The sequence below is a fragment of the Bradyrhizobium sp. USDA 4354 genome (assembly GCF_054060315.1).
Genome location: NZ_JBSSDC010000001.1, coordinates 2,568,745 through 2,594,324 on the forward strand (window position 1 = coordinate 2,568,745; position 25,580 = coordinate 2,594,324).

At 64.4% G+C, this 25,580-nt stretch carries 18 protein-coding genes and 1 pseudogene; 9 read left to right on the forward strand and 10 right to left on the reverse strand.

Annotation, left to right across the window (positions count from 1 at the left end; genetic code table 11):
* Positions 1 to 155: 155 nt before the first annotated feature.
* Entirely contained in the window at positions 156 to 1,538 is a 1,383-nt protein-coding gene (locus tag ACVIIV_RS12025) for an LLM class flavin-dependent oxidoreductase (RefSeq protein ID WP_456744373.1), read from the reverse strand.
* A 299-nt stretch (positions 1,539 to 1,837) separates the two neighbouring features.
* On the opposite strand from ACVIIV_RS12025, the gene ACVIIV_RS12030 reads away from it, so the two are divergent.
* The 6 genes from ACVIIV_RS12030 (at position 1,838) to ACVIIV_RS12055 (ending at position 7,624) form a co-directional block, all read left to right on the forward strand.
* Positions 1,838 to 3,223, forward strand: a complete 1,386-nt coding sequence (locus ACVIIV_RS12030) for a M20 family metallopeptidase (protein WP_456744374.1) — start codon at positions 1,838 to 1,840, stop codon at positions 3,221 to 3,223.
* Positions 3,224 to 3,310: 87 nt separating this feature from the next.
* Complete coding sequence (locus tag ACVIIV_RS12035; protein ID WP_456744375.1) at positions 3,311 to 4,222, forward strand: amino acid ABC transporter substrate-binding protein; 912 nt, start codon at positions 3,311 to 3,313, stop codon at positions 4,220 to 4,222.
* Positions 4,223 to 4,409: 187 nt separating this feature from the next.
* Positions 4,410 to 5,141, forward strand: a complete 732-nt coding sequence (locus ACVIIV_RS12040; RefSeq protein ID WP_456744376.1) for an amino acid ABC transporter permease — start codon at positions 4,410 to 4,412, stop codon at positions 5,139 to 5,141.
* A 4-nt stretch (positions 5,142 to 5,145) separates the two neighbouring features.
* Positions 5,146 to 5,838, forward strand: coding sequence for an amino acid ABC transporter permease (locus tag ACVIIV_RS12045; protein ID WP_212378523.1), 693 nt, complete (start codon positions 5,146 to 5,148; stop codon positions 5,836 to 5,838).
* A gap of 12 nt (positions 5,839 to 5,850) precedes the next feature.
* Complete coding sequence (locus ACVIIV_RS12050) at positions 5,851 to 6,582, forward strand: amino acid ABC transporter ATP-binding protein (protein WP_456744377.1); 732 nt, start codon at positions 5,851 to 5,853, stop codon at positions 6,580 to 6,582.
* Between the two features lie 181 nt (positions 6,583 to 6,763).
* Positions 6,764 to 7,624 (forward strand): D-amino-acid transaminase, encoded by an 861-nt coding sequence (locus ACVIIV_RS12055; RefSeq protein WP_456744378.1) that lies wholly within the window; start codon positions 6,764 to 6,766, stop codon positions 7,622 to 7,624.
* A 210-nt stretch (positions 7,625 to 7,834) separates the two neighbouring features.
* Here the strand turns inward: ACVIIV_RS12055 and ACVIIV_RS12060 are convergent, their stop codons facing one another.
* From ACVIIV_RS12060 to ACVIIV_RS12070, 3 genes are all read right to left on the reverse strand, one after another.
* Positions 7,835 to 8,296, reverse strand: coding sequence for a carboxymuconolactone decarboxylase family protein (locus tag ACVIIV_RS12060; protein ID WP_456744379.1), 462 nt, complete (start codon positions 8,294 to 8,296; stop codon positions 7,835 to 7,837).
* 28 nt (positions 8,297 to 8,324) lie between these two features.
* Positions 8,325 to 9,932, reverse strand: a complete 1,608-nt coding sequence (locus ACVIIV_RS12065) for an MDR family MFS transporter (protein ID WP_456744380.1) — start codon at positions 9,930 to 9,932, stop codon at positions 8,325 to 8,327.
* A gap of 118 nt (positions 9,933 to 10,050) precedes the next feature.
* Positions 10,051 to 11,232 carry an HlyD family secretion protein gene (locus ACVIIV_RS12070; RefSeq protein WP_456744381.1) on the reverse strand — a complete coding sequence of 394 codons (1,182 nt, stop codon included), beginning with the start codon at positions 11,230 to 11,232 and terminating at the stop codon, positions 10,051 to 10,053.
* 300 nt (positions 11,233 to 11,532) lie between these two features.
* On the opposite strand from ACVIIV_RS12070, the gene ACVIIV_RS12075 reads away from it, so the two are divergent.
* Complete coding sequence (locus tag ACVIIV_RS12075; protein ID WP_456744382.1) at positions 11,533 to 12,444, forward strand: LysR family transcriptional regulator; 912 nt, start codon at positions 11,533 to 11,535, stop codon at positions 12,442 to 12,444.
* A gap of 148 nt (positions 12,445 to 12,592) precedes the next feature.
* On the opposite strand, the gene iaaH is transcribed toward ACVIIV_RS12075, so the two are convergent.
* Positions 12,593 to 14,011, reverse strand: coding sequence for an indoleacetamide hydrolase (iaaH, locus tag ACVIIV_RS12080; RefSeq protein ID WP_456744383.1), 1,419 nt, complete (start codon positions 14,009 to 14,011; stop codon positions 12,593 to 12,595).
* A 58-nt stretch (positions 14,012 to 14,069) separates the two neighbouring features.
* Positions 14,070 to 17,519: an indolepyruvate ferredoxin oxidoreductase family protein gene (locus ACVIIV_RS12085; RefSeq protein ID WP_456744384.1), complete on the reverse strand. Its 3,450-nt coding sequence runs from the start codon at positions 17,517 to 17,519 to the stop codon at positions 14,070 to 14,072.
* A 154-nt stretch (positions 17,520 to 17,673) separates the two neighbouring features.
* Between ACVIIV_RS12085 and ACVIIV_RS12090 the strand changes: the two genes are divergently transcribed.
* Complete coding sequence (locus ACVIIV_RS12090; protein ID WP_456744385.1) at positions 17,674 to 18,129, forward strand: Lrp/AsnC family transcriptional regulator; 456 nt, start codon at positions 17,674 to 17,676, stop codon at positions 18,127 to 18,129.
* A gap of 110 nt (positions 18,130 to 18,239) precedes the next feature.
* On the opposite strand, the pseudogene ACVIIV_RS12095 reads toward ACVIIV_RS12090, so the two are convergent.
* The 3 genes and pseudogenes from ACVIIV_RS12095 to ACVIIV_RS12105 form a co-directional block, all read right to left on the reverse strand.
* Positions 18,240 to 19,026, reverse strand: a pseudogene (locus tag ACVIIV_RS12095) (fumarylacetoacetate hydrolase family protein).
* A gap of 15 nt (positions 19,027 to 19,041) precedes the next feature.
* On the reverse strand, positions 19,042 to 20,409 hold the full coding sequence (locus ACVIIV_RS12100; protein ID WP_456744386.1) for an LLM class flavin-dependent oxidoreductase: 1,368 nt from the start codon (positions 20,407 to 20,409) through the stop codon (positions 19,042 to 19,044).
* Positions 20,330 to 20,665, reverse strand: a complete 336-nt coding sequence (locus ACVIIV_RS12105) for an Ldh family oxidoreductase (RefSeq protein WP_456744387.1) — start codon at positions 20,663 to 20,665, stop codon at positions 20,330 to 20,332. Before ACVIIV_RS12105 ends, ACVIIV_RS12100 begins: the two co-directional genes overlap by 80 nt.
* Before the next feature lie 294 nt (positions 20,666 to 20,959).
* On the opposite strand from ACVIIV_RS12105, the gene ACVIIV_RS12110 reads away from it, so the two are divergent.
* Positions 20,960 to 25,066, forward strand: coding sequence for a bifunctional diguanylate cyclase/phosphodiesterase (locus ACVIIV_RS12110; protein ID WP_456744388.1), 4,107 nt, complete (start codon positions 20,960 to 20,962; stop codon positions 25,064 to 25,066).
* On the opposite strand, the gene ACVIIV_RS12115 is transcribed toward ACVIIV_RS12110, so the two are convergent.
* Complete coding sequence (locus ACVIIV_RS12115; protein WP_456744389.1) at positions 25,040 to 25,381, reverse strand: hypothetical protein; 342 nt, start codon at positions 25,379 to 25,381, stop codon at positions 25,040 to 25,042. The genes ACVIIV_RS12110 and ACVIIV_RS12115 overlap by 27 nt on opposite strands.
* Positions 25,382 to 25,580: the final 199 nt, after the last annotated feature.

A 25,580-nucleotide genomic window follows, 5' to 3' on the forward strand; every position in this document is an offset into this window, starting at 1 on the left:
AACCATCACCGTCACCCTGAGGTGCCGGAGCGAAGCGGAGGCCTGGAAGGGCGACGGCCCGGCTGCATCTCGGCCGTCCATCCTTCGAGGCCCGACCGGCGGTGCATGCACCGCCGGTCGAGCACCTCAGGATGACGGAACTTACAGCTGGGGCGTTAGACGGCCTTCTTCCCCACCCGGTACCCCGCCGCCGGATGCGGGATACCCAGCCTTGCGCGGCCCTGGCCGAACAGCTTTTCCCGCAGTGTGCCCTTTGCGTACTCGCTCTTGTACCGTCCCCGCCGCGTCAGCTCCGGCACCAGCATGTCGGCGATGTCCTCGAAGTCGCCGGGCGAGATCGCGAAGGCCACGTTGAGGCCGTCGACGTCGGTCGCCTCGAACCACTGTTCGATCTTGTCGGCGACCGTTTGCGGCGTGCCGACCACAACCGGACCGGCGCCGCCGATACCGACATGCTCGATGACGTCGCGCACGGTCCAGACCCGATCGGGGTCGGCGCGGGTGACGTTGTCCATCGCGCTGCGGCCGGCGTCGTTCTGGACGTGGCGGACCTGCTGGTTGAGGTCGTAGCCCGAGAAATCGACGCCGGTCCATCCCGACATCAGCGCCAGCGCGCCTTCGGGGCTGATGTGGCGGCGGTAGTCGGCGTACTTCTCCTTCGCCTCGGCTTCCGTCCGTCCGAGGATGATCGTCATCATCGAGAACATCAGGATCTCGGCCGGGTTGCGGCCGAGCGCGGCGGCCTCCTGACGGATCGCGGAGACGCGCGGCGCGATCACCTTGGCCGATGGGCCCGACATGAACACGCACTCGGCATGCTTGGCCGCGAATTGGCGGCCGCGCGGCGAGGTGCCGGCCTGGTACAGCACCGGCGTGCGCTGCGGCGACGGCTCGCTGAGGTGAATGGTGTTGTTGATGCGATAGTTCGCGCCCTCATGATTGACGCGATGAACTTTTGCGGGATCGGTGAAGATGCCTCGTGCCCGGTCGCGCAGCACTGCATCGTCCTCCCAGCTGCCTTCCCAGAGCTTGTAGACCACCTCCATATATTCGTCGGCGATGTCGTAGCGGTCGTCATGGCCGGTCTGCTTGTCCTTGCCGGCGCCGCGCGCGGCGCTGTCGAGATAGCCGGTGACGACGTTCCAGCCGACCCGCCCCTCGGTGAGATGATCGAGCGTCGACATCCGCCGCGCGAACGGGTAGGGGGGTTCGAAGGACAGATTGCTGGTGACGCCGAAACCGAGATTTTGCGTCACCGCGGCCATCGCCGAGAGCAGCAGCAGCGGCTCGTTTGAGGGCGTCTGTGCTGCATTGCGCAAGGCTGCGTCAGGGCTGTTGCCATAGACATCGTAGACCCCGAGCACGTCGGCCAGGAACAGCCCATCGAAACGGCCGCGCTCCAGCGTCTTGGCGAGATCGATCCAATAGGGCAGGCGGTTATACTCGGCGGTGCGGTCGCGCGGATGGGTCCAAAGGCCCGGTGACTGGTGCGCGACGCAATTCATCGTAAAGGCGTTGAGCCTGATCTCTTTGGCCATGCTGGTCCCCTCGGCGCCCTGTACTGAGCGCTCTTCGAATGATAGATGTGCGCCCCAATCTGGCGAAGTTCTTGCATATAGTTGGCCCTTGGCAAGGGCCAAACATAGAAAGGCTTGGCTATTGGCAAGGTTAAAATCAGCGGTGCCGCCGCGCGTGGCAAGCCGATCTCAAGCGAGCAAGAACGAACCCCAAGAGAACTGCAAGAGAAACTCCAACAACTGTCCAAGCCCCCGCCACTTTCGATGGCCTATGTAGCTCCGCTACGTTCGCCCGCGTCGAAACCTTGAAAACGAAAGCAATGACCAGAGCCGACGCCATCGCCCGCGCCCGGGACGACTTCAAATCCGGTGCGTTCCTCGCAGAACTCGACCGCCGCGTCGCGTACAAGACCGAAAGCCAGAATCCGTCGCGCGGCGCCGAGCTGCGCGGGTATCTGGAGCAGGAGATGCAGCCGGCCTTCGCCGCGCTCGATTTTTCCAGCCGCATCGTCGAGTCCCCGAGCGGCAAGGCCTCGTTCCTGTTCGCCGAGCATCACGAAAGCGCGTCGGCGCCGACCGTGCTGGTCTACGGCCATGGCGACGTCGTCGACGGTATGGAGGGCGAGTGGCGCGAGGGGCGCGATCCCTGGCGCACCACGGTTGCGGGGCCGCGCCTCTACGGCCGCGGCACCGCCGACAACAAGGGCCAGCACAGCATCAACATGGCGGCACTCCGCGCGGTGCGCGACGCCCGCGGCGGCAAGCTCGGCTTCAACGCAAAATTCATCATCGAGATGGGCGAGGAGATCGGCTCGCCCGATCTCGGCAAGGTCTGCGATCTCCATCGCGACCTGCTCAAGGCCGACCTGTTCATGGCCTCCGACGGTCCGCGCCTATCCGCCGACCGGCCGACGCTCTTTCTCGGCTGCCGTGGCGGCATCCGCATCCATCTCGACGTGAACTTGCGCGACGGCGGCCACCATTCCGGCAATTGGGGCGGCGTGCTCGCCAACCCCGCGACCATCCTGGTCAACGCGATCTCGACGCTGGTCGATGGCCACGGCCGTCTCCTGCTTGATGCCTTGAAGCCGCCGCGGCTCACCAACCAGATCCGCAGCTATCTCGCCGACGTGCAGGTGGTGCCGACCGCGGACGAGCCGGCGCTGGCCGAGAACTGGGGCGAGGAGGGACTGTCGGCGGCCGAACGGCTCTACGCTTGGAACACGTTGGAAGTGCTGGCGATGTCCTCGGGCAGTATCGAGAAGCCGGCGAACGCCATTCCCGGCCACGCAAATGCCGTGCTGCAACTGCGTTTCGTGGTCGGCACCAAGATTGACGGGCTGATCGACGCCATCCGGGCGCATCTGGTCGGACGCGGTTTCCCGATGGTCGAGGTTCGGGCGGCCCAGAGTTTTGCTGCATCGCGCACCGATTTCGACAGTCCTTGGATCAAATGGGCGGCGGATTCGGTGCAAGACACCACCGGCAAGGTGCCGGCGGTGCTGCCGAACTTCGGCGGCTCGCTGCCCAACGACGTGTTCTCCGAAATCCTGGGCCTGCCGACGATCTGGGTGCCGCACTCCTATCCCGGCTGCTCCCAGCATGCGCCCAATGAGCACATCCTGCTGCCATTGACCGAAGAGGCCTTGACGGTGATGGCCGGGCTGTTCTGGGATCTCGGCGAGTTGCCGGCGCCGTTAACCTGAGCCGTTGATCCCGCCGAAAGTTACATTCTAATCCGGCTCGATTTGTGCTTGCATCCGGGCCGCATCATCCGAAAGGGGAAGAGAAAAGTGAAACATTTCCGCCACATCGGGCTCGCGCTCGCCGCGACCTTCGTCGTCAGCCAGGCCGGGGCCCAGGAGCTGACCGGCACGCTGAAGAACATCAAGGACACCGGCGCGATCACGCTCGGCTTCCGCGACTCCTCGATCCCGTTCTCCTATCTCGACGACAACCAGAAGCCGATCGGCTTCGCGATGGACATCTGCTACAAGATCGTCGACGCCGTGAAGAAGGAGCTCAAGCTCGACAAGCTCGAGGTCAAGCTCAACCCGGTGACCTCGGCGACGCGCATCCCGCTGATGGCCAACGGCACCATCGACCTCGAATGCGGCTCGACCACCAACAATGCCGAGCGCCAGAAGCAGGTCGCCTTCACCAACACCCACTTCCTGACCGCCAGCCGCTACGTCTTCAAGAAGTCGAGCGGCCTGAAGTCGATCGACGACCTCAAGGGAAAGACCGTGGTCTCGACCGCCGGCACCACCAACATCAAGCAGCTCACCGAGGCTAACGTCGCGAAAAGCCTCGGCGCCAACATCATTCCGGCCAAGGACCACGCCGAAGCCTTCCTGATGGTCGAGACCGACCGCGCGGTCGCTTTCGTGATGGACGACATTCTGCTGGCGAGCCTCGTTGCCGGCTCGAAGGCTCCGGATAACTACACCATCTCCAAGGACGCGTTCTCCAAGCCCGAGCCCTACGGCATCATGCTGCGCAAGGACGACCCCGCCTTCAAGAAGGTGGTGGATGCTGCGACCGCCGCGCTCTACACCTCGGGCGAGGCCGAGAAGATCTACAACAAGTGGTTCACCCAGAAGATCCCGCCGAAGGGACTGAACCTCAACACGCCGATCTCGGCCGAGCTGAAGAACGAGTTCGCGAAGCCAACGGACTCGCCGAACCCGGACGACTACAAGTAAGCTGAACTATTTGCCTCTCCCCGCTTGCGGGGAGAGGCCGGAATTCGCGAGCGGCGGCCGAAGGCCGTCGTTGCCTCTCCCCACAAGCGGGGAGAGGGAGTACATTCAGGCTATTCTGGAGGGAGTGGCCGGACATTTGCATAGGCGCTCAGGACATCCATGACTGGCGCGTTCGCGCGGGGGACACGTGAACTACAACTGGAACTGGGGAATCTTTTTCCAGCCGAACCCGATGGGGACCGGCACCTATCTCGACATGCTGCTGTCGGGTTTGGCGCTGACCCTCAAGACCGCGGCGCTGGCCTGGGTTATCGCGCTGATCACCGGCTCGATCGTCGGCGTCATGCGCACGCTGCCGTCGAAGAGCGCTACCTGGTTCGGCTTCGCTTACGTCGAATTCTTCCGCAACATGCCGCTCCTGGTGCAGCTGTTCCTGTGGTTTTTCGTGCTGCCGGAGATCCTGCCCAGGGCTGCGGGCCTGTGGCTGAAGCAACTGCCGAACGCGCCGTTCTGGACGGCTGCGATCGGCGTCGGCCTCTTCATGTCGGCGCGCGTGGCCGTGCAGTTGCAGGCTGGCATCTCGTCGCTGCCGCGCGGGCAGAAGATGGCGGCGACCGCGCTCGGCCTGACCACCGTGCAGGGCTACCGCTACGTGCTGCTGCCGATGGCCTTCCGCATCATCCTGCCGCCGCTGACATCCGAGTTTCTCAACACCATCAAGAACACCGCGGTCGCCATCACCATCGGCCTGCTCGAGCTGACCGGACAGGCGCGCTCGATGCAGGAATTCTCGTTCCAGGTGTTCGAGGCCTTCACGGCCGCGACCATCCTCTACCTCCTCGTCAACGCCGTCGTCGTGACCGCGATGCGCTTCCTCGAGCGCTGGGTTGCGATCCCCGGCTACATCACGGGGAAATAGCGCCATGCTCGGCAATTTCGATTTCGATGTCATCCGCCGCGCGCTGCCCTATCTGTTCTACGAGGGCATGACGTTCACGCTGACGCTGACGGCGCTCGCAGCGCTCGGCGGCCTGGTCTTCGGCACTGCGCTCGCCCTGATGCGCCTCTCCGGCTTGAAGCTGCTCGGCCGGATCGCCGGCGTCTATGTCGACTTCATGCGCTCGCTGCCGCTGGTGCTGGTGATCTTCTGGTTCTACTTCCTGGTGCCCTATATCGGGCAGTGGCTGACCGGCGCCTCGCGTCCGATCAGCGTCGGCGCGTTCGCATCCTCGCTCATCACTTTCATCATGTTCGAGGCGGCATATTTCTCCGAGATCATGCGTGCCGGCATCCAGTCGATCTCGCGCGGACAGCCCGCTGCGGCGAGCGCGCTGGGGCTGACTTACGCCCAGACGATGCGCTACGTCGTGCTGCCGCAGGCCTTCCGCAACATGCTGCCGGTCCTGATCACGCAGACCATCGTGCTGTTCCAGGACACCTCGCTGGTCTACGTCCTGTCGATCACGGACTTCCTCGGCGCGGCGAGCAAGGTCGCGCAGCGCGACGGGCGCCTCGTCGAAATGTATCTGTTCGCAGCAGTCGTCTATTTCACCATTTCCTGTATCGCCTCCTTCGGCGTCCGCCGCCTCCAGGCGCGCATCGCCATCATTCGATAGAGCGTGTCGGTCATGATCGAAATCAGCCATGTCAACAAGTGGTATACGCCGAGCTTCCAGGTCCTGACGGATTGCACCACCAGCGTCACCAAGGGCGAGGTGGTCGTGGTCTGCGGCCCATCCGGCTCGGGCAAGTCGACGCTGATCAAATGCGTCAATGCGTTGGAGCCGTTCCAGAGCGGCGACATCCTGGTCGATGGCACCAAGGTCAACGATCCCAAGACCGATCTGCCGAAGCTGCGGTCGCGCGTCGGCATGGTGTTCCAGCACTTCGAGCTGTTTCCGCACCTCAAGATCATCGACAATCTCTGCCTGGCGCAGGAGAAGGTGCTGGGCAGGGGGCATGACAAGGCGCAGGCCAAAGGCATGCAGCTGCTCGAGCGCGTCGGCTTGAAGGAGCAGGCGCAGAAATTTCCCGCGCAGCTCTCCGGCGGCCAGCAGCAGCGCGTCGCCATTGCCCGCGCGCTCGCGATGGACCCGATCGTGATGCTGTTCGACGAGCCGACCTCGGCGCTCGATCCTGAAATGGTCAGCGAGGTGCTCGACGTCATGGTCGATCTCGCCCGTGAGGGCATGACCATGATGGTTGTGACCCACGAGATGGGTTTTGCCCGCAAGGTCGCCAACCGCGTGATCTTCATGGACCGCGGCGAGATCGTCGAGGACGCGGCGAAGGACGATTTCTTCGGCAAGCCCCGCAGCGACCGCGCGCAGAAGTTCTTGTCGAAGATTCTCTCCCACTAACTCCGCCGTCATCCCGGGGCGCGCGCAGCGCGAGCCCGGGATCCATACTCCCGATGGTGGTTATGGATTCCGGGCTCATTCGCTGCGCGAATGCCCCGGAATGACGAAACGAGGGGTGATCGACGCCTCCAACTGGCGTATAAGCGCGCCAAATCCCTTCCCCTCGCCAGGAGACCCTGCCTTGGATTCGATCGCCTACGTCAACGGCTCATTCGTCCCGCTCTCGGAAGCCAAAATCTCGGTGCTCGATCGCGGCTTCCTGTTCGCCGACGGCATCTACGAGGTCTCTGCCGTGCTCGACGGCAAGCTGGTCGACAATGCTTCGCATCTGGTCCGGCTGGAGCGTTCCGTCGGCGAGATCAGCTTGAGGCTGCCGGAGACGATCGAGCGCATCACCGAGCTGCAGAAGGAGCTGATCGCGCGCAACAAGCTCGTGAACGGCCTCGTCTACCTCCAGGTCACGCGCGGCGCCGACAAGGGCCGCGACTTCCCGTTCCCCAAAGCTGACGTCAAGTCGAGCCTGGTGATGTTCACCTCGGAGAAGGACATCATCAACGCTCCCGTCGCAAAGACCGGCATCAACGTGATCACGGTGCCCGACATCCGCTGGGAGCGCCGCGACATCAAGAGCGTGGCGCTGCTGGCGCAGGTGCTGGCGAAGCAGGCCGCGGCCGAAGCCGGAGCGGGCGAGGCCTGGATGCTGCAAGATGGATATGTCACCGAGGGCGGCTCGTCCTCGGCTTTCATCCTGACCAAGGACGACGTCATCGTCACCCGCAAGAATTCCAACGCGATCCTGCCGGGCTGCACCCGCAAGGCCGTGATCGCGCTTGCCGAGGAGCGCCAGCTCCGCGTCGAGGAGCGCTCCTTCACGGTCGCCGAGGCGCTCGCCGCCAAGGAGGCGTTCATCACCAGCGCATCCTCATTCGTGCAGCCGGTGGTCGCCATCGACGGCAAGACGATCGGTGACGGCAAGCCCGGTCCGATGGCAACGCGCCTTCGCGAGATCTACGTGGAGTTCGCCAAGGCGACGGCGGTTTAGGCCGACCAGGTTGCGAGGCGCGAGTGTCGCGGCACTGCATCACCAAGCTCAGGTGTCATCGCCCGGCTTGACCGGGCGATCCAGCACTCCGCGACATCAGTGATTGAACCGAGAGGCCGCGGCGTACTGGATGCCCCGCCTTCGCGGGGCATGACAGTTGAATGTGTGGAGGCGGCATAGCTTCCATCGTCGCCGCCATTAACATCGCCCTCACGCCACCGACGCCTTCACTTTCACCGGATGCACAGCGCGAAACGCAATCGCAATCCTGTTCCAGGCGTTGATCGCCCCGATCAGCATGGTCAGGTTCACCGTCTCCGTGTCGGAAAATTGCGCGCGAACCTGTTCGTAGACGTCGTCCGGCGCATGCGTCTCTGAGATCAGCGTCACCGCCTCGGTCCAGGCCAGCGCGGCGCGCTCGCGCTCGGTATAGAGCGGCGACTCGCGCCAGGCATTGAGCAGGTAAATGCGCTGCTCGGTCTCACCGCGTTTACGCGCGTCTTCGGTGTGCATGTTGATGCAGAAGGCGCAGCCGTTGATCTGCGACGCCCGGATCTTGACGATCTCGATCAGCGATTTCTCGAGGCCGGTCGACTGGATTTGCGCCTCCAGAGCCATCAGCGCTTTGATCGTATCGGGCGCGGCCTGGTAGTAGTTCATGCGGGGTTTCATGGTCGTCTCCTTGCGTCTAGGGTCGAGGTCAGTGGGCACCACCGGCCGAGGTCTGGCCGGGTTTCTTCAGGAAGATGACGGCGAGCAGCGCCACGACCAGCGCCATGCCGAGCAGATAGAAGGTGTCGCTGAAGGCGAGGACATAGGCCTGCTTCTGCACGATACGGCCGATCGCGACATAGGCGCGATGCGAGGCATCCGTATGGTCGAGGACGCCATGGTTGATGAAATACTGGGTGAGTTGCTCCAGCCGCGTGCGCGTCGCCTGCTCGAACACCGAGACCGACTGCATCAGCACGTTGGAGTGATACTGCTCGCGCTTGGTCAAGACGGTCTGGAGCAGCGCGATGCCGACGGCGCCGCCGAGATTGCGCATCATGTTGAACAGGCCGGAAGCCGAGCCCGCATTCTCCGCTTCGATGCCGGCGGTTGCCACCGCCGACAGCGGCGCCATGACCAGTGCCTGGCCGATGGCGCGAACGACGTTCGGCCACAACAGCTGGTCGGCGGCGTAGTCGTTGGTCATATACATGTTCATGAAGTTCGAGGCCGCGAACAGGACGAAGCCGATGCCGATGATGATCCGCGCGTCGAAGCGCTGCATCAGACGCGGTACCAGCGGGATCAGCACCAGCTGCGGCAGCCCGGTCCATGCCAGCACCATGCCGATCTGCTCGGCATTGTAGCCCTGGATGCGCGACAGATATTGCGGCAGGATGAACACCGAGCCGTACAGCGCGATTCCGAGCAGGAAGTTCGCGAGCATGCCGAAGCCGAAATTGCGGCGGACCAGCAGACGCAGGTTCAACAGCGGCTTCTTCACCGTGAGCTCGATGATCAGGAAGGCGGTCAGCGCCACGGCGGCGATGATCGACAGCTTGACGATGAAGGGCGAGCCGAACCAGTCGTCCTTGTTGCCTTCCTCCAGCACGGTCTGGAGTGCGGACAGGCCGATCGCCATGGTGATGATGCCGGCCCAGTCGCCATCGCGCAGCAGCGCCAGCTTCATCGGCTTGGCCTCGACCGCGTACCAAAGCATGCCGACCATGATCGCGCCGGGTACCAGGTTGACGTAGAAGATGTATTGCCAGCCGAAATTCTCGGTGAGATAGCCGCCGATGGTCGGGCCGATCGCGGGTGCGAACGTCGCCGACAGCGCGAACAGCGCGAGACCGACCGGCTGCTTGCCGCGCGGCAGCAGCATGATGATCAGCGTGAAAGCCATCGGGATCAGCACGCCGCCGGTGAAACCCTGGATGGCGCGCAGCACGATCATCTGCGACAGGTCCTGCGCCAGCGCGCAGGCCGCGGAGAGAAGCAAGAACAGGATCGCATTGGTGAGCAGATAAATGCGGATCGAGAACACCTGCGCGAGCCAGCCGGACAGCGGGATCACCACGATCTCGGCGATCAGATAAGAGGTCGAGATCCAGCCGCCGTCGTCGATGCCGGCGCCGATCGCGCCCTGGATGTCGGCGAGCGAGGCGTTGACGATCTGGATGTTCAGCACCGCCATGAAGGCACCGAGCGTGGCGCCGATCACCGCGATCCAGGTCTTGGCGGGTACCGCCGGAGCGGCCGGCGCGGGAAAGTTGGTGGCGGCTGCGGCGTTGAGGGCGGGTTGGAGCGTGCTCATGGAAGCCTCGTCTCAATGACGGAGACAGGATGCATTAGGCTGACGGCTTCGATAATCGAGGATGTCCTGGAAGGACCATTCGGCAGGATTTGACAATCTGCCGGAGCCTTCCTTGCCTTCAACCGCCGTTCGGGCGGGGCATGTTGTCTGCGAGACGCTTGGCCGTCTCGCGCTCGGCCAGCACCGCCTGTTTGGTGTCGATGGTCGGCACCGCGGACATGCCGGGGCGCAGCAGGCCGGTGAGGCTGTGGTCGTCGAGCACGATCTTCACCGGCACGCGCTGCACGATCTTGGTGAAATTGCCGGTGGCGTTGTCGGGCGGCAACAGCGCGAATTCGAGCCCGCTCGCCGGCGACAGACTGTCGACGTGGCCACGCAGGGTCCGATTGCGAAAGCTGTCGACGTGCAGCTCGACCGGCTGGCCCGGACGCACATGCGTGAGCTGTGTCTCCTTGAAGTTGGCAACGACATAGACCGCATCGAGCGGCACCACTGCCATCAATTGCGTGCCGGCTTGCACGTATTGGCCGACGCGCAAGCTGCGGGCGCCAACCGTGCCGTCCACCGGCGCGGTGATCCCGGTATAGGACAGGTTCAGCGTTGCCTGCTGCGCGACCGCACGGGCGCGTTCGAGCTGGGCTGCGGCCTGGGCGCGCTGGGTGGTGAGCACGTCAATCTTGCGTTGCGCAGCCACAAGGCCGTACTTCGCGTGCTGCAATTGCGCGCTGCTGGCGCGCAGCGCCGCATCGGTCTGCTGTGCGCGCTGGATCGTGCCGGAGCCCGACTTCATGAGGTCGTCGTACCGGGCGCGCTCCTCCTGTGCAAATTTCAAATTGGCATCCGCTGCAGCGACATCAGCCGTGCTTTGCTCGATGATCGGCTGTTGTAGTTCGAGCTGGGCATCGATGTTGCGCACGGACGCTTCGGCAGCCGCGACATCGGCGCGGGCCTGGTCGAGTGCCGCCTTGAAATCGCGGTCGTCGATCTTGGCCAGCAGCTGGCCTGCCTTGACCTTCTCGTTGTCGCCGACCAGCACCTTCGCGATGTAGCCGGAGACTTTCGGTGCGATGATCGTGGAATCGGCCTTCACATAGGCATCGTCGGTGGATTCGAGATAGCGGCCGTTGGTCCAGTAATCGTGTCCGTAGTAGGCGATGGCTGCCGTCCCCGCGAGGAGCGCGAGCACCAAGGCGGCGCGCCGGACCCTATTCCGGGCTGGGACAGCCGGCGGCGCCTTGGAATAATCGCGAGTGATTTCAGTTGCTTGCTGGAAGATCTCGGTGCGGGGCATCTCGGACATCACGGTCTCCTGTCGGCTCGTTGAGACTATCGGTCTTGCCGGCCCGGGTGATAATTGGCAAAGTTCTGGAAGGATTATCCATTGGAGGTGGATAATCGGAGCCGTCGTCTTGGTTCGTGATGTCTACCGAATCAGCCGTGCGACCGCCCCAGAGCGATTGCCGTCGCTGTCGCGCGATTGCTGCTGATGCGTGCGCCTCTTGCGAGCGAAGCTGCAAGCGGGACGAGCGATGTATGTGAACTGGATAATCCGGGACGAATGCCCCGCGATTGTCGATCAAGAGCGGATAATCGTTCGGCCATGGATCGATTGACCAGCCTCGAAGTGTTCAGCCGGGTGGTCGAGACCGGCGGCTTCTCCGCAGCGGCCCGCAAGCTCAACATGTCGACCACCATGGTGAGCAATCACATTCAGGCATTGGAAGACCGGCTCGGGGTGAGGCTGCTTCACCGCACCACGCGCAAGGTCAATCTGACCGAGATCGGCAAGGCCTATTACGACCGCTGCGTCCAGATCCTCGACGATCTCGAACAGGCCGACGACATCGCGAGCGAATTGCAGTCAGTGCCTCGCGGCACGCTGCGCATTCACGTCGCCACCCATATGGTGCCGTTCGTCGCGCCGGTCGTGGCGAAACTGCTGTCAACCTATCCGGAACTCAAGATCGACCTGCGCATGGGCGAGGCCGATGTCGATCTCATCGAGGAAGGCTACGACGTTGCCCTGCGCATGACCCCGCCGCCGGATTCGAGCCTGATCGTGCGGAGCCTTGCCACCTGGCGTCACGTGCTGTGCTGCTCCCACGATTACATCGAGAAACACGGCCGGGTGCAGAAGCTGGACGAGCTCACCGGGCACAATTGTGGTCGGCACTTGAACTATCCATTCGGCGACGAATGGCGCTTCCTTGATCGCCGGGGCACGCCGGCCTCCGTGCGCATCTCGGGCAGCTTCGTCACCAATAGCGGGGAAGCGCTGCGGAAGGTCGCGCTGGAGGGCGCTGCCGTCTGCCTGTTGGCCGGGTTCCTCATTCAGGACGACCTCGAAGCCGGCCGCCTCATACGCCTGTTGCCGGAATATCGGACGGTCGAGCTCTCCATGAATGCGGTCTATCCGCATCGGCATCATCTGTCGGCGAAAGTCAGAACCTTCATCGACCTGCTCGTGCACCACAGCGCCGAGCAGCAGAAGCTGATCAACCCGTATTCGTGAGTTGGCGCATCACGCCGTAGGATGGGCAAAGGCGCGCTTGCGTCGTGCCCACCATCTCTCGGTGAATTCGGAATAAGCGGTGGGCACGCTTCCGCCTTCGCTCTGCGAGCTACGGCGGACAAGGCGCTTTGCCCATCCTACGATTCCGTCAACGCGGCGGCGGCAATCGTCCAAACACGCTGTCGAGCGCCATGCCGATCGCAAGCAGCCGGCGATCGCTTCCCGCGGGGCCGTCCAGCTCAAGGCCGACTGGCAATTGAGTCGAAGCACCGAGCGCGATCGGGATCTGGATGCCGGGAATGCCGGCATTGCTGCTGGGGTCGGTGTTCTGGATGAACAGGCCGAAATTCTCGAGGCTGCTGGAATCGGGGTTGGAGGGAATAGCGACGCGCGGCGTGGTCGGAAAGGCGATGGCATCGAGCCGGTTGTCGGCAAAGCTCTTGGCGTACAGCGCCTGCAGCGCCGGCCGTGCGATCTTGATCGCGGCGTCGTAGATTGGCTTGCCATCGACAAGCGTGTTGTCGGGACCGGGCAGCTTTCGTGGGATTACGAGGCCATCATAGGTGCCCTTCACGTCGGCGCTGGCGATCTCCTCCGCCACTGTCTCGATCGTGAGGCCGGTGCCGGTGTGCTTGAGATAGGCGACCAGATCGTCATAGGCCTCGTACAGCGCGACGGGAAAGCTGACCTGGGCGTCGAGCTCGGCCAGTTGCGGCATCTCGATATCGACGACCGCGACGCCTTGCGCCTTCATTTTCGTCACGGCTTCCTGGAATGCGACGTCGATGTCGGCGTCGAGATTGGTCAGCATCGATTTCACAATGCCGATCCGTACCTGCCTCAGATCAGCCGCCGCAATCGCGTCGCCGCCCGCGATCACGCGATCGAGCAGCGCGACATCCGCCATCGTCGCGGCCATCGGGCCCGCGGTATCGCGGGTGTGCGAGATCGGCGCGATGCCGTCCTGCGGGTACCGGCCGACGGTCGGGCGCAGCGAGGCGCATCCGTTCAGGGCGGCAGGCACCCGCACCGATCCCCCGGTGTCGGTGCCGAGCCCGCCGGCGACGATCCGCGCGCCGATCGCCGCGCCCGTGCCTGACGAGGAGCCGCCGGCGATCAAGGCGCGATCATAGGCGTTGCGCACGCCGAACTCGCTGCCGGTCTTGAATGCGGTGTTGTAGCCGGAGATGCCGAAGGCCAGCTCGTGCATGCTGGTTTTGCCGATGATGATCGCTCCGGCGTCGCGCAGCTTTGCCACAACAGGCGCATCGGCCTTCGGAATGTAGTTCTTCAGCGCGGGGGTGCCGGCGCTGCAGGGCAGCCCGGCCACCTCGATATTATCCTTGATCACGATCGGAACGCCGCCGAGCGGCTTTGTCTTGTCGCCAGTCGCGTCGAATGCGGCGGCGGCCTTCAAGGCACCGGCTTCGTCTAGCGTGACGAAGGCATTGAGCTCGGCGTTGGCCTTGGCGCGGGCCAGGGCTTCCCGGGTGAGCATGGTGCTTGTGATTGTCCCGGCGCTGAGGCCGGCGACGGCCTCGGTCAGTCTCAACTGGTCGAAATCCATGATGCGTCACCCGATTGCAGAGGGCCAATCCGGAAGCTGAAGCCTCACGAGCGCCGCGTCAACCGTAAGCGCGCATCCCGGCCGGTGAAGGCGTGTCGAGTTCAGCGAACTGCCGTTCGACCTCGCCCTTCACCTTCACGATCGCGGCATCTTTCACCGGCCCGTAGCCGCGGATATCCATTGGGCCTTTGGCGATCGCCACGAGATTTGGCAGATGCGTCGCGTCGAGCTCCCGGAGCATCCGTTCGATCAGCCCTACATACCAGGTGATCAGCTCCCGTTCGGCGCGCCGTTCTGCGGTGTAGCCAAATAGATCGAACGCCGTTCCGCGCAGCCCTTTCAAGCGCGCGAGCATGGCGAGCGGCATCTGGATCCACTGGCCGAAGGCGCGTTTGCGCGGACGTCCACGTGCATCGCGCCGCGACGGCAGGAACGGCGGGGCGAGATGGTACTGGATTCTGAAGCCGTCCTCGAATTCGCCCTTCAACTCGTCGAGAAAGCCGCTTCGCATGTGCAGCCGCGCCACCTCGTACTCGTCCTTATAGGCCATCAGCTTGAACAGCGCGCGTGCGATGGCCTCGGTCAGCGCCTCGCTGTTCAGGCCGGCTTCGGCATTGCGCACTCTGGCGATGATCGTCCGGTAGCGTGCCGCATAGGCCTCGTCCTGATAGGCCGTGAGGAACTCGGCGCGCCGGGCGATGAGCTGGTCGAGCGTCTCGGCTTTGGGCGCATCGTCCGGCTTCGGCAGAGAATCCGGATCGGCCGCGGCGATCCGGCCCCAGGCAAAGGCCTGCTTGTTGCGTTCGACTGCGACGCCGTTGAGCTCGATCGCGCGCAGCAGCGCTTGCAGCGAGACAGGGATGAGGCCGTGCTGCCAGGCAAAGCCCAGCATGATGATGTTGGCATAGACGGCATCGCCGAGCAGCCGTTCGGCCAGCGCGTTGGCGTTGATCGTGTCGAGGTTGTCATTGCCGATGACCTGACGGATTGCGCGCAGGCGGGCAGGCGAAGCGAGATCGGCATCGCGAAAGCGAACGACGTCGCCGGTCGGCATCTCCGCGGTGTTGACGGTTGCGCGCGTGCCGCGGCGATAGGTGCCGGACGCCTTTGGCGAGGAGCTGACGACGAGGTCGCAGCCGATCAGCGCATCGGCCGCGCCCTGGTCGATGCGGACCTGATGCAGCGCTTCGGATGAGGCGGCGAGGCGGATATAGCTCAGCACCGGGCCGAACTTCTGCGCGAAGCCGGTGAAGTCGAGCACGGAGACTCCAAAGTGTTGGAGATGCGCGGCCATGCCGATCAGCGCGCCGACCGTGATTACGCCGGTGCCGCCGACGCCGGTCACCAGCAGGTCGTAGGGCCGATCGAGCGTTGCGGGCGCGGGTAGGGGTAGCGAGGCGGAGCGTCCGACCGCATCGATCTGGCTCGCACCCTTCTTTCGGCGCGTCGCGCCTTCGACCGTGACAAAGCTCGGGCAGAAGCCGTTGAGGCAGGAAAAATCCTTGTTGCAGGCCGACAGGTTGATCTGACGCTTGCGGCCAAATGGCGTTTCCCTTGGCTCGACGCTGAGACAGTTGGATTCGACCGAGCAGTCGCCGCAGCCCTCGCAGACGAGATCGTTGATGTAGGCGAAGCGCTTGGGATCGTCCATCTGTCCGCGCTTGCGTCGGCGCCGCTTCTCGGTGGCGCAGGTCTGCTGATAGATCAGCACCGAGACGCCGGGGACGTCGCGCAGCTCACGCTGCACGGTATCCATCTCCTCGCGGGGGTGGATGGTCACGCCGGTCGGCAGGTCGGCAGGCGAGAACTGTGCGGGATCATCCGACACCAGCGCGATGCGCTCAACACCTTCGGCGCGGACACTGTGGGCGATGGCATGGACGCTGACGGGGCCGTCGACCGGCTGGCCTCCGGTCATCGCCACCGCGTCGTTGAACAGAATCTTGTAGGTGATGTTGGCGCCTGCCGCGATCGCCTGCCGGATCGCCATTGAGCCGGAATGGTAGTAAGTGCCTTCGCCGAGGTTCTGGAAGATGTGCTTTTGGCCGGTAAATTTCGACGATGCCGCCCAGTTCACGCCCTCGCCGCCCATCTGGATCAGCGACGAGGTCTCCCGGTCCATCCAGCTCGCCATGAAGTGGCAGCCGATGCCGGCCAGCGCCTTCGATCCCTCCGGCACTTTCGTCGAAATGTTGTGCGGACATCCCGAGCAGAAATAGGGCGTGCGCGTTGCGCCGCTGACGTTGATCGTGCGCGCCGCTTCCGGCATCAAGGCGGCGGCGCGCGCGGCGAGATTGAGGCCCGGAAACATCGGATCGAGCCGCCGCGCAAGCACGGAAGCGAGTGCCCGCGGGGACAATTCGCCGATCCAGGAGATCAGCCGTGCCCCTCGCTCGTCATGCTTGCCGACCATGCGCTCGGGCTTGCTGCCGGGATAGTCGTAGAAGTATTCCTTGAACTGGCTCTCGATGATGCCGCGCTTCTCCTCGACCACGAGGATCTCGCGCTTGCCTTTCACGAAGTCCATCGCGTCATGCAGCGCCAGCGGCCAGACCATACCGACCTTGTAGACGTCGATGCCAATGCTGCGGCAGGCCGCTTCGTCGAGGCCCATCAGCCGCAACGCCTCCATCAGGTCGAGATGCGCCTTGCCCGTGGTGACGATGCCGTAGCTGGCGCCCGGAATATCGTAGATGTGGCGGTCGATCGGGTTGGCCTTGGCGAAGGCGTAGACCGCGTGCTTCTTCGCCTCCAGCCGTTCCTCGATCTGCGGACCCGGCAGGTCGGGCCAGCGATAGTGCAGGCCGCCGGGCGGCGGCGTGAAGTCGGGCGTGCGGAAGACACGCGGCGGGCGCAGCGCGACGGATGCGCCTGATTCCACGATCTCCGAGATCGCCTTGAAGCCGACCCACATGCCGGAGAAGCGGCTCAGTGCATAGCCATATTCGCCGAACGCGAGATATTCGCCGACACTTGCCGGATGCAACGTCGGCATGAACCAGCTCATGAAGGCGACATCGGACTGGTGCGGCATCGAGGAGGAGACGCAGCCATGGTCGTCACCGGCAACCACCAGCACGCCGCCATGCGGCGAGGAGCCATAGGCGTTGCCGTGCTTGAGCGCATCGCCGGAGCGATCGACGCCCGGGCCCTTGCCGTACCAGAGCCCGAACACGCCATCGACCTCGCGGTCTCCTTGCGTCTCGACCTGCTGCGAGCCGAGCACTGCGGTGGCGGCGAGGTCCTCGTTCACTGCGGGGAGGAACTCGATGCGGTCCCGCTTGAGCCGTTCCTGGATGCGCCACAGTTCGAGGTCAATGCCGCCGAGCGGCGAGCCGCGATAGCCGGAAATGAAGCCTGCTGTGTTGAGGCCGTTCGCGCGGTCGCGCCTCGCCTGGTCGAGTGCGATGCGGACGATGGCCTGCGTGCCGGTGAGGAAGACGCGGCCCTCCTCGCGCTCGTAGCGGTCGGAGAGCTCGTACGTGTCGAGTGACGGAATGGCGTCCATGGCGGACCTCGCGCGGCATCCTGCCCAGTGATGGAAGGTTATGCCCGAGGGGTTGGTAGGTCTTACCTATTCATCCCGCCTTGAGCGACATTTCGGTAGAATTTTGCGTTTAGTTGCCATTTCTGGTAAGTTTCTATCGAATTGGGGAGCTTCCATGATCGAAGAGCAGGACACCCGCATTCTCGCCCACCTCCAGAAGGATGGCCGTGCCACCAACCAGCAGCTCGCGGAGGAAGTCGGCATGTCCACCTCGGCCTGCTGGCGTCGGGTGCGGGCGCTGGAGGAGAGCGGCGTCATCCAGGGCTATGCGGCGCTGGTCGCGCGCGAGCAGGCGGGATTTACGATGTCGGCCGTCCTCCACGTCTCGCTGGAGCGGCACGATGCGAAGTTCGTGGACGAGTTCGTGACGCGGGTGACCAGGCGCCGCGAGGTGCTGGAGTGCTTTGCGACCACGGGCGATGCCGACTATCACCTCCGCGTCGTCGTGCAGGACATGGCCGCCTACAACCGCTTCCTCGACGAGTTCATGTTCCGCATTCCTGGCATCCGCTATGTCCGCAGCAACGTGGTGCTGAAGGAGATCAAGACCAGCGTGGCGCTGCCGTTTTGAGCGAGGTCGTGTAGGGTGGGCAAAGGCGCGCTTGCGCCGTGCCCACCATCTCGCCTCAATTTGCGAAGGTGGTGGGCACGCTTCGCTTTGCCCACCCTACGGCACCTTTGTCACCGCCCCTCCCGCACAAACCTGTTCCGCAACGTGCCGACGCCGGTGATCTCGACCTCCACGACATCGCCGTGCTTGATGTCGGGCGAGGCGCCGTCGGTGCCCATCCAGATCACGTCGCCCGGCCACAGCGTGAAATACTTGGTCAGCTCCAGCAGGAACGGCACCACGCCAAAAATCATGTCGTTGGTGTGAAAGCGGTTGGTCTCGCGGCCGTTGACCCGGACGATCGTCTCCATCTTGGTCGAGATCGGCCCCGGTCTCGATCCACGGGCCCATCGGCTTGAACGTGTCGGCGTTCTTGGAGCGCCACAGGCTGCGATCGGCCTTCTGCCAGCTGCGCTCGCTGACGTCGTTGCCGATGGTGTAGCCGAACACGCAATCCATGGCGTTCGCTTCGGTGAGGTGCTTCACCTTCTTGCCGATGACGACGACAAGCTCGCCTTCATAGTGGATCTTGTCCGTCGCAAAGGACGGGATCACGACATCCTCGTCCTGCGCGATCAGCGCGTTCTGCGCGCGATAGCCGATCTCGGGCCTATCAGGCACGGCCGGCACCTCGCCGCGCTTGTCGGCGGCCTCCTTCAGGTGCCTCAGATAATTCAGCCCAACGCAATAGAAGGTGCGCGGGATCAGCGGCAGCTCGATCTTGACGTCGCCAAGCGGATGCGTGCGCGAGGTGCGTTGCCATTCACTGAGCGGATCGCCGTCGACCGCGACCACTTTGTCGCCTTTGACGATTCCCCACGAGGTCTTGCCCGAGGCAGTGAATTTCAGCCAGCGCATGTCATGTCCTCGTTGTTATTCCGCGGCATCGCGCGGTCGCACCTTCCAGGCCCCCGCAGCCGGCCGCTTGAGCCCGAGATTGTCGCGCAGCGTCTTGCCGCGATAGTCCCTCTGGAACAGGCCGCGGCGCTGCAGCTCCGGCACGACATGCTGCACGAAATCGGCGTAAGAGCCGGGCACGTAAGTCGCGGCGATGACAAAGCCGTCGCAGCCGCGCTCGACGAACATCTCTTCAAGCTTGTCCGCGATCTCCCTGGGGCCGCCGACCATTGCGTCCTGGACCTGGCCGCGGCCGGAGAAGGTGACGAAGTCGCGCGCGCTCGGATTGCTCTTGCCCGAATTCTTCAGCACGCCGTCGCGGATGCCCAGGATGCCCTGCATGCTGTTCAGCTCTTCCGTCGTCAGCGGTTCGTCGAGATCCTTGGAGGCAAAGTCGTAATTGAGCGCTTCGGCGAGCAGCGACAGCGCGTCGATCTCGAGCGGCAGCTTGTTGATCAGCGCCATCCTGTCTTCGGCTTCAGCCTTGGTCGCGGCGCAGACCGGCGTCGTCAGATTGCACAGGAACATCTGGTCAGGATCGCGGCGAGCCTTGGCGGCTTCGTTGCGCACGGAAGCATAGCCTTCCTTGGCGGCGGCGAGATTGCGCGCGGCGGTGAAGATCACCTCGCCCCAGCGGCCGGCAAAGCGCTGACCGCGGCCGGATGCGCCGGCCTGGATGATCACGGGATGGCCTTGTTGCGACCGCGGCACGGTGAACGGCCCGCGCGACTTGAAGGCCTGCCCCTTATGATCGAGCCGCTTCACCCTGGTCGGGTCGGCAAAGCGGCCGCTGGTCTTGTCCATGATGAGCGCGCCGTCCTCCCAGGTGTCCCAGTGGCCGAGCACGACCTCCATGAACTCATCGGCGCGGTCGTAGCGGGAATCGTGTTCGGGGTGGGAGTCGCGGCCCATGTTGAGCGCCTCGCCATCGTTGAGCGAGGTGACGACGTTCCACCCCGCGCGTCCGCCGGACATCAAATCGAGTGTTGCGAAGCGCCGCGCGACGTCGAACGGCTCGAAGTAGGTCGTCGAGCATGTTGCGCCCAAGCCGAGCCTTTCGGTGACCATGCCCATCGTGGTCAGCACGATCAGCGGGTCCATCTTCACGCAGCGGATGCCGTATTCTACGGTGTGGGCGTGGTCGTTGCCGTAGCGGTCCGGCATCGCCAGGCGATCGTCGAAGAAGGCCATGTGGAACCTGCCGGCTTCGAGAACCCTGGCGATCTCCTGATAATAGTCCGCCGACATCGAATCGTTGCGGGAGTCAGGATGCCGCCAGGAGCTCGGCAAGTTCGTGCAGTTTTGCGCCTGGAGGAAGCCGACCAGTACCATCTGCCGATTCATGCTGCTGTTCTCCTGATGCCGTCAGGCCAGATCGAGGACCGTGTCGAGCCGGTACTCGCGCGCCGGGAACGATGTGCCCGGCCTTGATGCGGTCGATATAGGTGGGGACGGCAATCACGCCGTGGGAATCATGGCCGGCGAGATTGGCGTTGACGCAGCCGATTGCGACTACATCGGCCTCTTCCTCGGACGCCCCGGCGGCGCGGAGCAGGGCGGCGCTGATGCGCGTGAGGCGATCGGCCTTGACGATCGGCATGGCGTTCCCTCGGCTTGGTGCCCTTAACAGGCCGCTTGTTGGGGGCCATCGTCTCAAAGCACGAGAGCGATATCAATCTCCCGTAAACCAACACAGGGCTGCAAATTCGTAAGGAGAATGCGCTCTTGGTCGAAGGACGCTCCGCGCGGCGGTATTTCCGGCGGTTTTGTGCTGCCCGTTCGCTCCTCGTTCACTTTGATCGACGGTTTGTCGTGCGCAATAACGACCACTTAGGCGATCGCCGTTCATAAAGGCACCGGGAGAAATAGGCAGAAATGCCCGGGAGCTAAGATCGTGCCGACGACACTCGCGCGCACCTTTGCGGCGTTGAGCGCCATCAATGAAGCGATCCTTTACGCGAGATCGCCGAACGAGCTGTACCAGAAGGTCTGCGACGCCGGGTTTTCGAGCGGGGACTTCCTGGCCGTTGCCGTGTTTCTGGTCGAGCCTGACGGCCGGCGGCTGCGCTTTGCGGCCGGCTGTGGCGATGACATTGCGCGGCTCCGCTCGATTGTGATCACGACGGAAGCCGGCACGCCCGAAGGATCTGGCGTCGGCGGCGAGGCGTTTCGCGATCAGAAGCTGTGCGTCAGCAACGACTATCTGAACGATCCGCGCTCGCTGGCGTGGCGCGAGGGCGCCGCCAAGGCCCATATCGGTGCGGCCGCGGCGCTGCCGCTGCTCTGCAACGGCAAGAGCGTCGGCGTGTTGTATGTGACGCGGAGCGAGGCCAACTCGCTGAACGAGCAGATGGTGTCGCTGTTCGCGCGCATGTCGGCGAACATTTCCTACGCGCTGGACAATTTCGCGCGCGAGACCGCGCAGCAGACCAGCGAACGGGCGACACGGCGGCTCAACCGCATGTTCGGCGCCATCAGCGCCACCAACGAGGCGATCCTGCGTGCCAAGACCGAGCAGGAGCTGTACCAGCTCGTCTGCGATGCCTCCGTCCACAGCGGCAAGTCGCTGGCGACCATCGTGCTGCTCCGCGAGCCGGACTCGCACTGGATGAAGCCTGTCGCCGCCACCGGGCAGAACCTGGATCTCGTGACCCAGGCGCGCTATTCGGTCGATCCGGAAAATCCCTACGGCAAAGGCATCTCCGGCCAGGTGTTCCGGACGCAGAAAGCCATCGTCGAGGACGATCTCGCCAGCCGCACCAGGGGCACGCCGTGGGAGCAGGCCAACGTCAACACCGGCGTTGCCGCCTGCGTCGTCGCGCCGCTGATCAGGTACGGCGAGAGCGTCGGCGTGCTGCTGTTCTTCATCAGTCGCTTCTGGGCCAAGGACGAGGAGATCGTCGCGCTGCTGCTGCGCATGGCGGAGAACGTCTCGTTCGCGATCGAGAATTTTGGCCGCGAGGTCGACAAGGCCAGGATCGCGGCGGAAGAGGAACGCCTGGCGCGCATGTACGCGGCGCTCAGCGCCACCAATGAGGCGATCCTGCGCGCGCGGTCGCAGTCCGAGCTGCTCGACCTCGTCTGCGAGGCGACGGCGAAGGGGGCCAAGTTCATCTCGGCAACCATCGCGCTGGTCGACCGTCGGGCCGAGCTGCTGCGCGTCGTCGCCTGCTACGGACCGAACGCGGACCAGGTCCGTAACTTCAAGTTCTCCACCTCCGACCAGGTGCCCGAGGGGCGCGGGCTGACCGGCACCGCGTTCCGCACACGTCAGCCCGCCGTCAGCAACGACGTGCTCGCCGACGGCCGCATCGCGCCCTGGCACGCCAGCGCCCGTCGCAACGGCATCGCGTCCTCCGCGGCATTGCCGCTGTTCAACGGTGACCGGGTCGAGGGCGTCTTTCTGTTCAACTCCCCGGAGCGCGGCACCTTCACGCCCGAGCTCGTCGAGTTGCTGCGCAAGCTTCAGGCCAATGTCGCCTTCGCGCTCGAAAGCTTCGACCGCGCCGACGAGAAGGCGCGGGCGGACAAGCAGCGCAGTCGCCTGAGCGGCATGTTCGAGGCGCTGAGCGCGACCAATGAAGCCATCATGCGCGCCAAGACGCGCGAGGAGTTGTTCGAGGCTGCTTGCCAGGCCGCTGTGCTCGGCGGTCTGTTCGCCTCGGCGACGATCGGCATCATCGATGAAGAGCACGAGCTCGTTCGCGTCGTTGCGGTCAGGGGGCGCCTGCAGGAGCGCATGATTGGACGGACCTGTAGCATTTCCGCAGGCCATCCCGAGGGCGATGGCATCATCGGCACCTCGCTGCGGACGCGCCAGCCCAGTGTCATGAACGACTATCTGAACGAGCCGCGCTCCGCATACTGGCGCACAAAGGCCGTCGAGGATGGAACGCGGGCTGCGGCGAGCTTCCCGCTTCTGAGGGCGGGACGGGAGCCGGTCGGCATTCTGCTCTTCCTCGCACCGGAAGAGAATACGTTCACGCCCGATCTGGTCGCGCTGCTGGGGCGGCTGGCGGAAAATGTCTCCTTCGCGCTCGACAATTTCGATCGCGCCGAGGAAAAGGCCCGCACCGAGGCGCAGAAGGAGCGCCTGACGCGCATGTTCGCGGCCCTGAGCGCCACCAACGAGGCGATCATGCGGGCGAAGTCGCGCGCCGAGCTGTTCGACCTCGTCTGCCTTGCGGCATCGAACGGCGCCAAGTTCACCTCGACCACGATTGCGCTGGCCAGAGCCGGCACGGACCAGCTCGAGATCGTCGCCGCCGCCGGTCCGTCCGCCGACACCACGCGCAATGTCCGTCTCTCCATCGATCCCGGGCGGCCTGAAGGGCGTGGGATGAGCGGTACGGCATTCCGGACGCGGCAGCCCTGCATCAGCAACGATTATCTCAACGACGATCGCGTTCGCGCTTTCCATGCCATCGTCCGCAACGACGGCGCGCGGTCTGGCGCCGCGTTTCCGCTCGTCGCGCACGACCAGGCCGTCGGCGTCATGATCTACATGTCGACCGAGCCGGCGACCTTCACGCCCGAATTCGTCGAGCTGTTGCAGCGCCTCGCCGATAATGTCTCCTTCGCAATGGAGAATTTCGATCGAGCGGACGAGAAGAACAAGGCCGACGAGCGGATCGAATACCTCGCCTCGCACGACAGCCTGACGGACCTGCCGAACCGCGAGACCTTCAACGGGCTCTTGCACGAGGCGATCGATGTGGCGCAGCGCCACGATCATCGCTTTGCGGTGCTGTTCATCGATCTCGACCGCTTCAAGGTCATCAACGATTCGCTGGGTCACGAGGCCGGCGACCTGCTCCTGCTCGAAGTGGCGAATCGCTTGCGCTGCGCATTGCGAACGAGCGACGTGGTGGCGCGCCTCGGCGGCGACGAGTTCGTGGTGATCCTCGACCAGTGCGGCGAGATCGAGGACGTCCAGCGCATCGCGACCGAGCTGCTCGCCACGCTTGCCGCGCCCATGGAGCTGGCCGGCCACGAGTGCCATACCACGGCTTCGATCGGCATCGCGATGTATCCGGCCAACGGCTCCGACGCTCAGACGCTGACCAAGAACGCCGACATGGCGATGTACCTCGCCAAGGAAGACGGCAAGAACGGCTATCGCTTCTTCTCCAAGGAGGTGAAGACGCAGTCGATCGAGCGGCTGTCGCTCGAGAGCGCGCTGCGCCGCGCGCTGGAGCGCGAGCAGTTCTCGCTCAACTACCAGCCCAAGGTGGACATGGAGACGGGTCAGATCACGGGCGTCGAAGCGCTGCTGCGCTGGACGCATCCGGATCTCGGCAACGTCTCGCCCGCACAGTTCATTCCGCTTGCCGAGGAAACCGGGCTGATCGTGCCGATCGGCCGCTGGGTGCTGAATGAGGCCTGCGCGCAGGCCATGGCCTGGCAGCGCCGCGGCCTGCTGCCGCTGTCGATGGCGGTCAACCTGTCGCCACGGCAGTTTGCCGACGAACATCTGTTGCAGGACGTCGACGAGGCGCTCGCGGCCTCCGGCATGTCGCCGGTGCTGCTCCAGCTCGAGGTCACCGAGAGCATGATGATGCGCAATGTCGGCCGCGCGCTCAGGGTGCTCGACTCCATCCAGAGCCGCGGCATCCGGCTCGCCATTGACGATTTCGGCACCGGCTATTCGTCGATGTCGCTGATGAAGCACTTTCCGATCGACACCATCAAGATCGACCGCTCCTTCGTGCGCGACCTTCCGCAGGACTCGGAGGATCAGGCGATCGCGCAGGCGATCATCAGCATGGGCAAGGCACTCGGCATGACCGTCGTCGCCGAAGGCGTCGAGAATGCCGAGCAGGAGGCGTTCCTGCGCACCCATGGTTGCGACGAGATGCAGGGCTTCCTCATCTCCAAGCCGCTGCCGGCGCGGCAGATGGCCGAGTTGCTGCGGCCGCTGGTGCTGCCGGTCGCGCCGCCGCTCCAACCGGAACCGGCCGACGAAGGCGCAGCCTCAGGGCTGAAACGCGCTGTCGTCTGACGGCTGCGGGTGCAGCTCGCGGACCTCGTGTTCTCGCCCGTCGGCCTTGCTCGGAAAATCCTGAGGCCCCGTCAGTGACGTCTGCTCGATGAACAGCGCGAGAATGCTGCGCGCGCCCTCGGCGAAACTCGTCCCTTCGCTCACGCTCAACGCGGAGCAGCATGTTTCGCTCATCGCCTCCTGGTCGTCGACCACAGCCATGGCGGGTCCCCACCACCAGGCAGGCGCAGGCGAGCGCTCGTCCTCCGGCACGACATGCCAGCGGACGTACTCCTCCATCACGCGCTCGAATTCCAGGCGTGCCGCCTGATGCATGTGGTCGATACTCCCAGAATCCGCGCCTGACGAGGCCGACGCGCGGATTGATCGTCACTTCGCTCGGAAATCGGCTCGCGCACTTGGGCCGAACCATGCAAGCCGACATCGTCGTCGGCAATGCGGGATTACGCTGCTGTCGGCGATGCGCCAGCGCGGCCGCGAAGATCCATCCTAGCCGCTGAAGGGCCCGGCAAGC

Excerpts from the sequence above, each read along its gene's own strand:
- ACVIIV_RS12025 (WP_456744373.1), bottom strand. The coding sequence starts at position 1,538 with ATGGCCAAAGAGATCAGGCTCAACGCCTTTACGATGAATTGCGTCGCG.
- ACVIIV_RS12030 (WP_456744374.1), top strand. The coding sequence starts at position 1,838 with ATGACCAGAGCCGACGCCATCGCCCGCGCCCGGGACGACTTCAAATCC.
- ACVIIV_RS12045 (WP_212378523.1), top strand. The coding sequence starts at position 5,146 with ATGCTCGGCAATTTCGATTTCGATGTCATCCGCCGCGCGCTGCCCTAT.
- ACVIIV_RS12050 (WP_456744377.1), top strand. The coding sequence starts at position 5,851 with ATGATCGAAATCAGCCATGTCAACAAGTGGTATACGCCGAGCTTCCAG.
- ACVIIV_RS12060 (WP_456744379.1), bottom strand. The coding sequence starts at position 8,296 with ATGAAACCCCGCATGAACTACTACCAGGCCGCGCCCGATACGATCAAA.
- ACVIIV_RS12065 (WP_456744380.1), bottom strand. The coding sequence starts at position 9,932 with ATGAGCACGCTCCAACCCGCCCTCAACGCCGCAGCCGCCACCAACTTT.
- ACVIIV_RS12070 (WP_456744381.1), bottom strand. The coding sequence starts at position 11,232 with ATGTCCGAGATGCCCCGCACCGAGATCTTCCAGCAAGCAACTGAAATC.
- ACVIIV_RS12075 (WP_456744382.1), top strand. The coding sequence starts at position 11,533 with ATGGATCGATTGACCAGCCTCGAAGTGTTCAGCCGGGTGGTCGAGACC.
- iaaH (WP_456744383.1), bottom strand. The coding sequence starts at position 14,011 with ATGGATTTCGACCAGTTGAGACTGACCGAGGCCGTCGCCGGCCTCAGC.
- ACVIIV_RS12085 (WP_456744384.1), bottom strand. The coding sequence starts at position 17,519 with ATGGACGCCATTCCGTCACTCGACACGTACGAGCTCTCCGACCGCTAC.
- ACVIIV_RS12090 (WP_456744385.1), top strand. The coding sequence starts at position 17,674 with ATGATCGAAGAGCAGGACACCCGCATTCTCGCCCACCTCCAGAAGGAT.
- ACVIIV_RS12100 (WP_456744386.1), bottom strand. The coding sequence starts at position 20,409 with ATGAATCGGCAGATGGTACTGGTCGGCTTCCTCCAGGCGCAAAACTGC.
- ACVIIV_RS12105 (WP_456744387.1), bottom strand. The coding sequence starts at position 20,665 with ATGCCGATCGTCAAGGCCGATCGCCTCACGCGCATCAGCGCCGCCCTG.
- ACVIIV_RS12115 (WP_456744389.1), bottom strand. The coding sequence starts at position 25,381 with ATGCATCAGGCGGCACGCCTGGAATTCGAGCGCGTGATGGAGGAGTAC.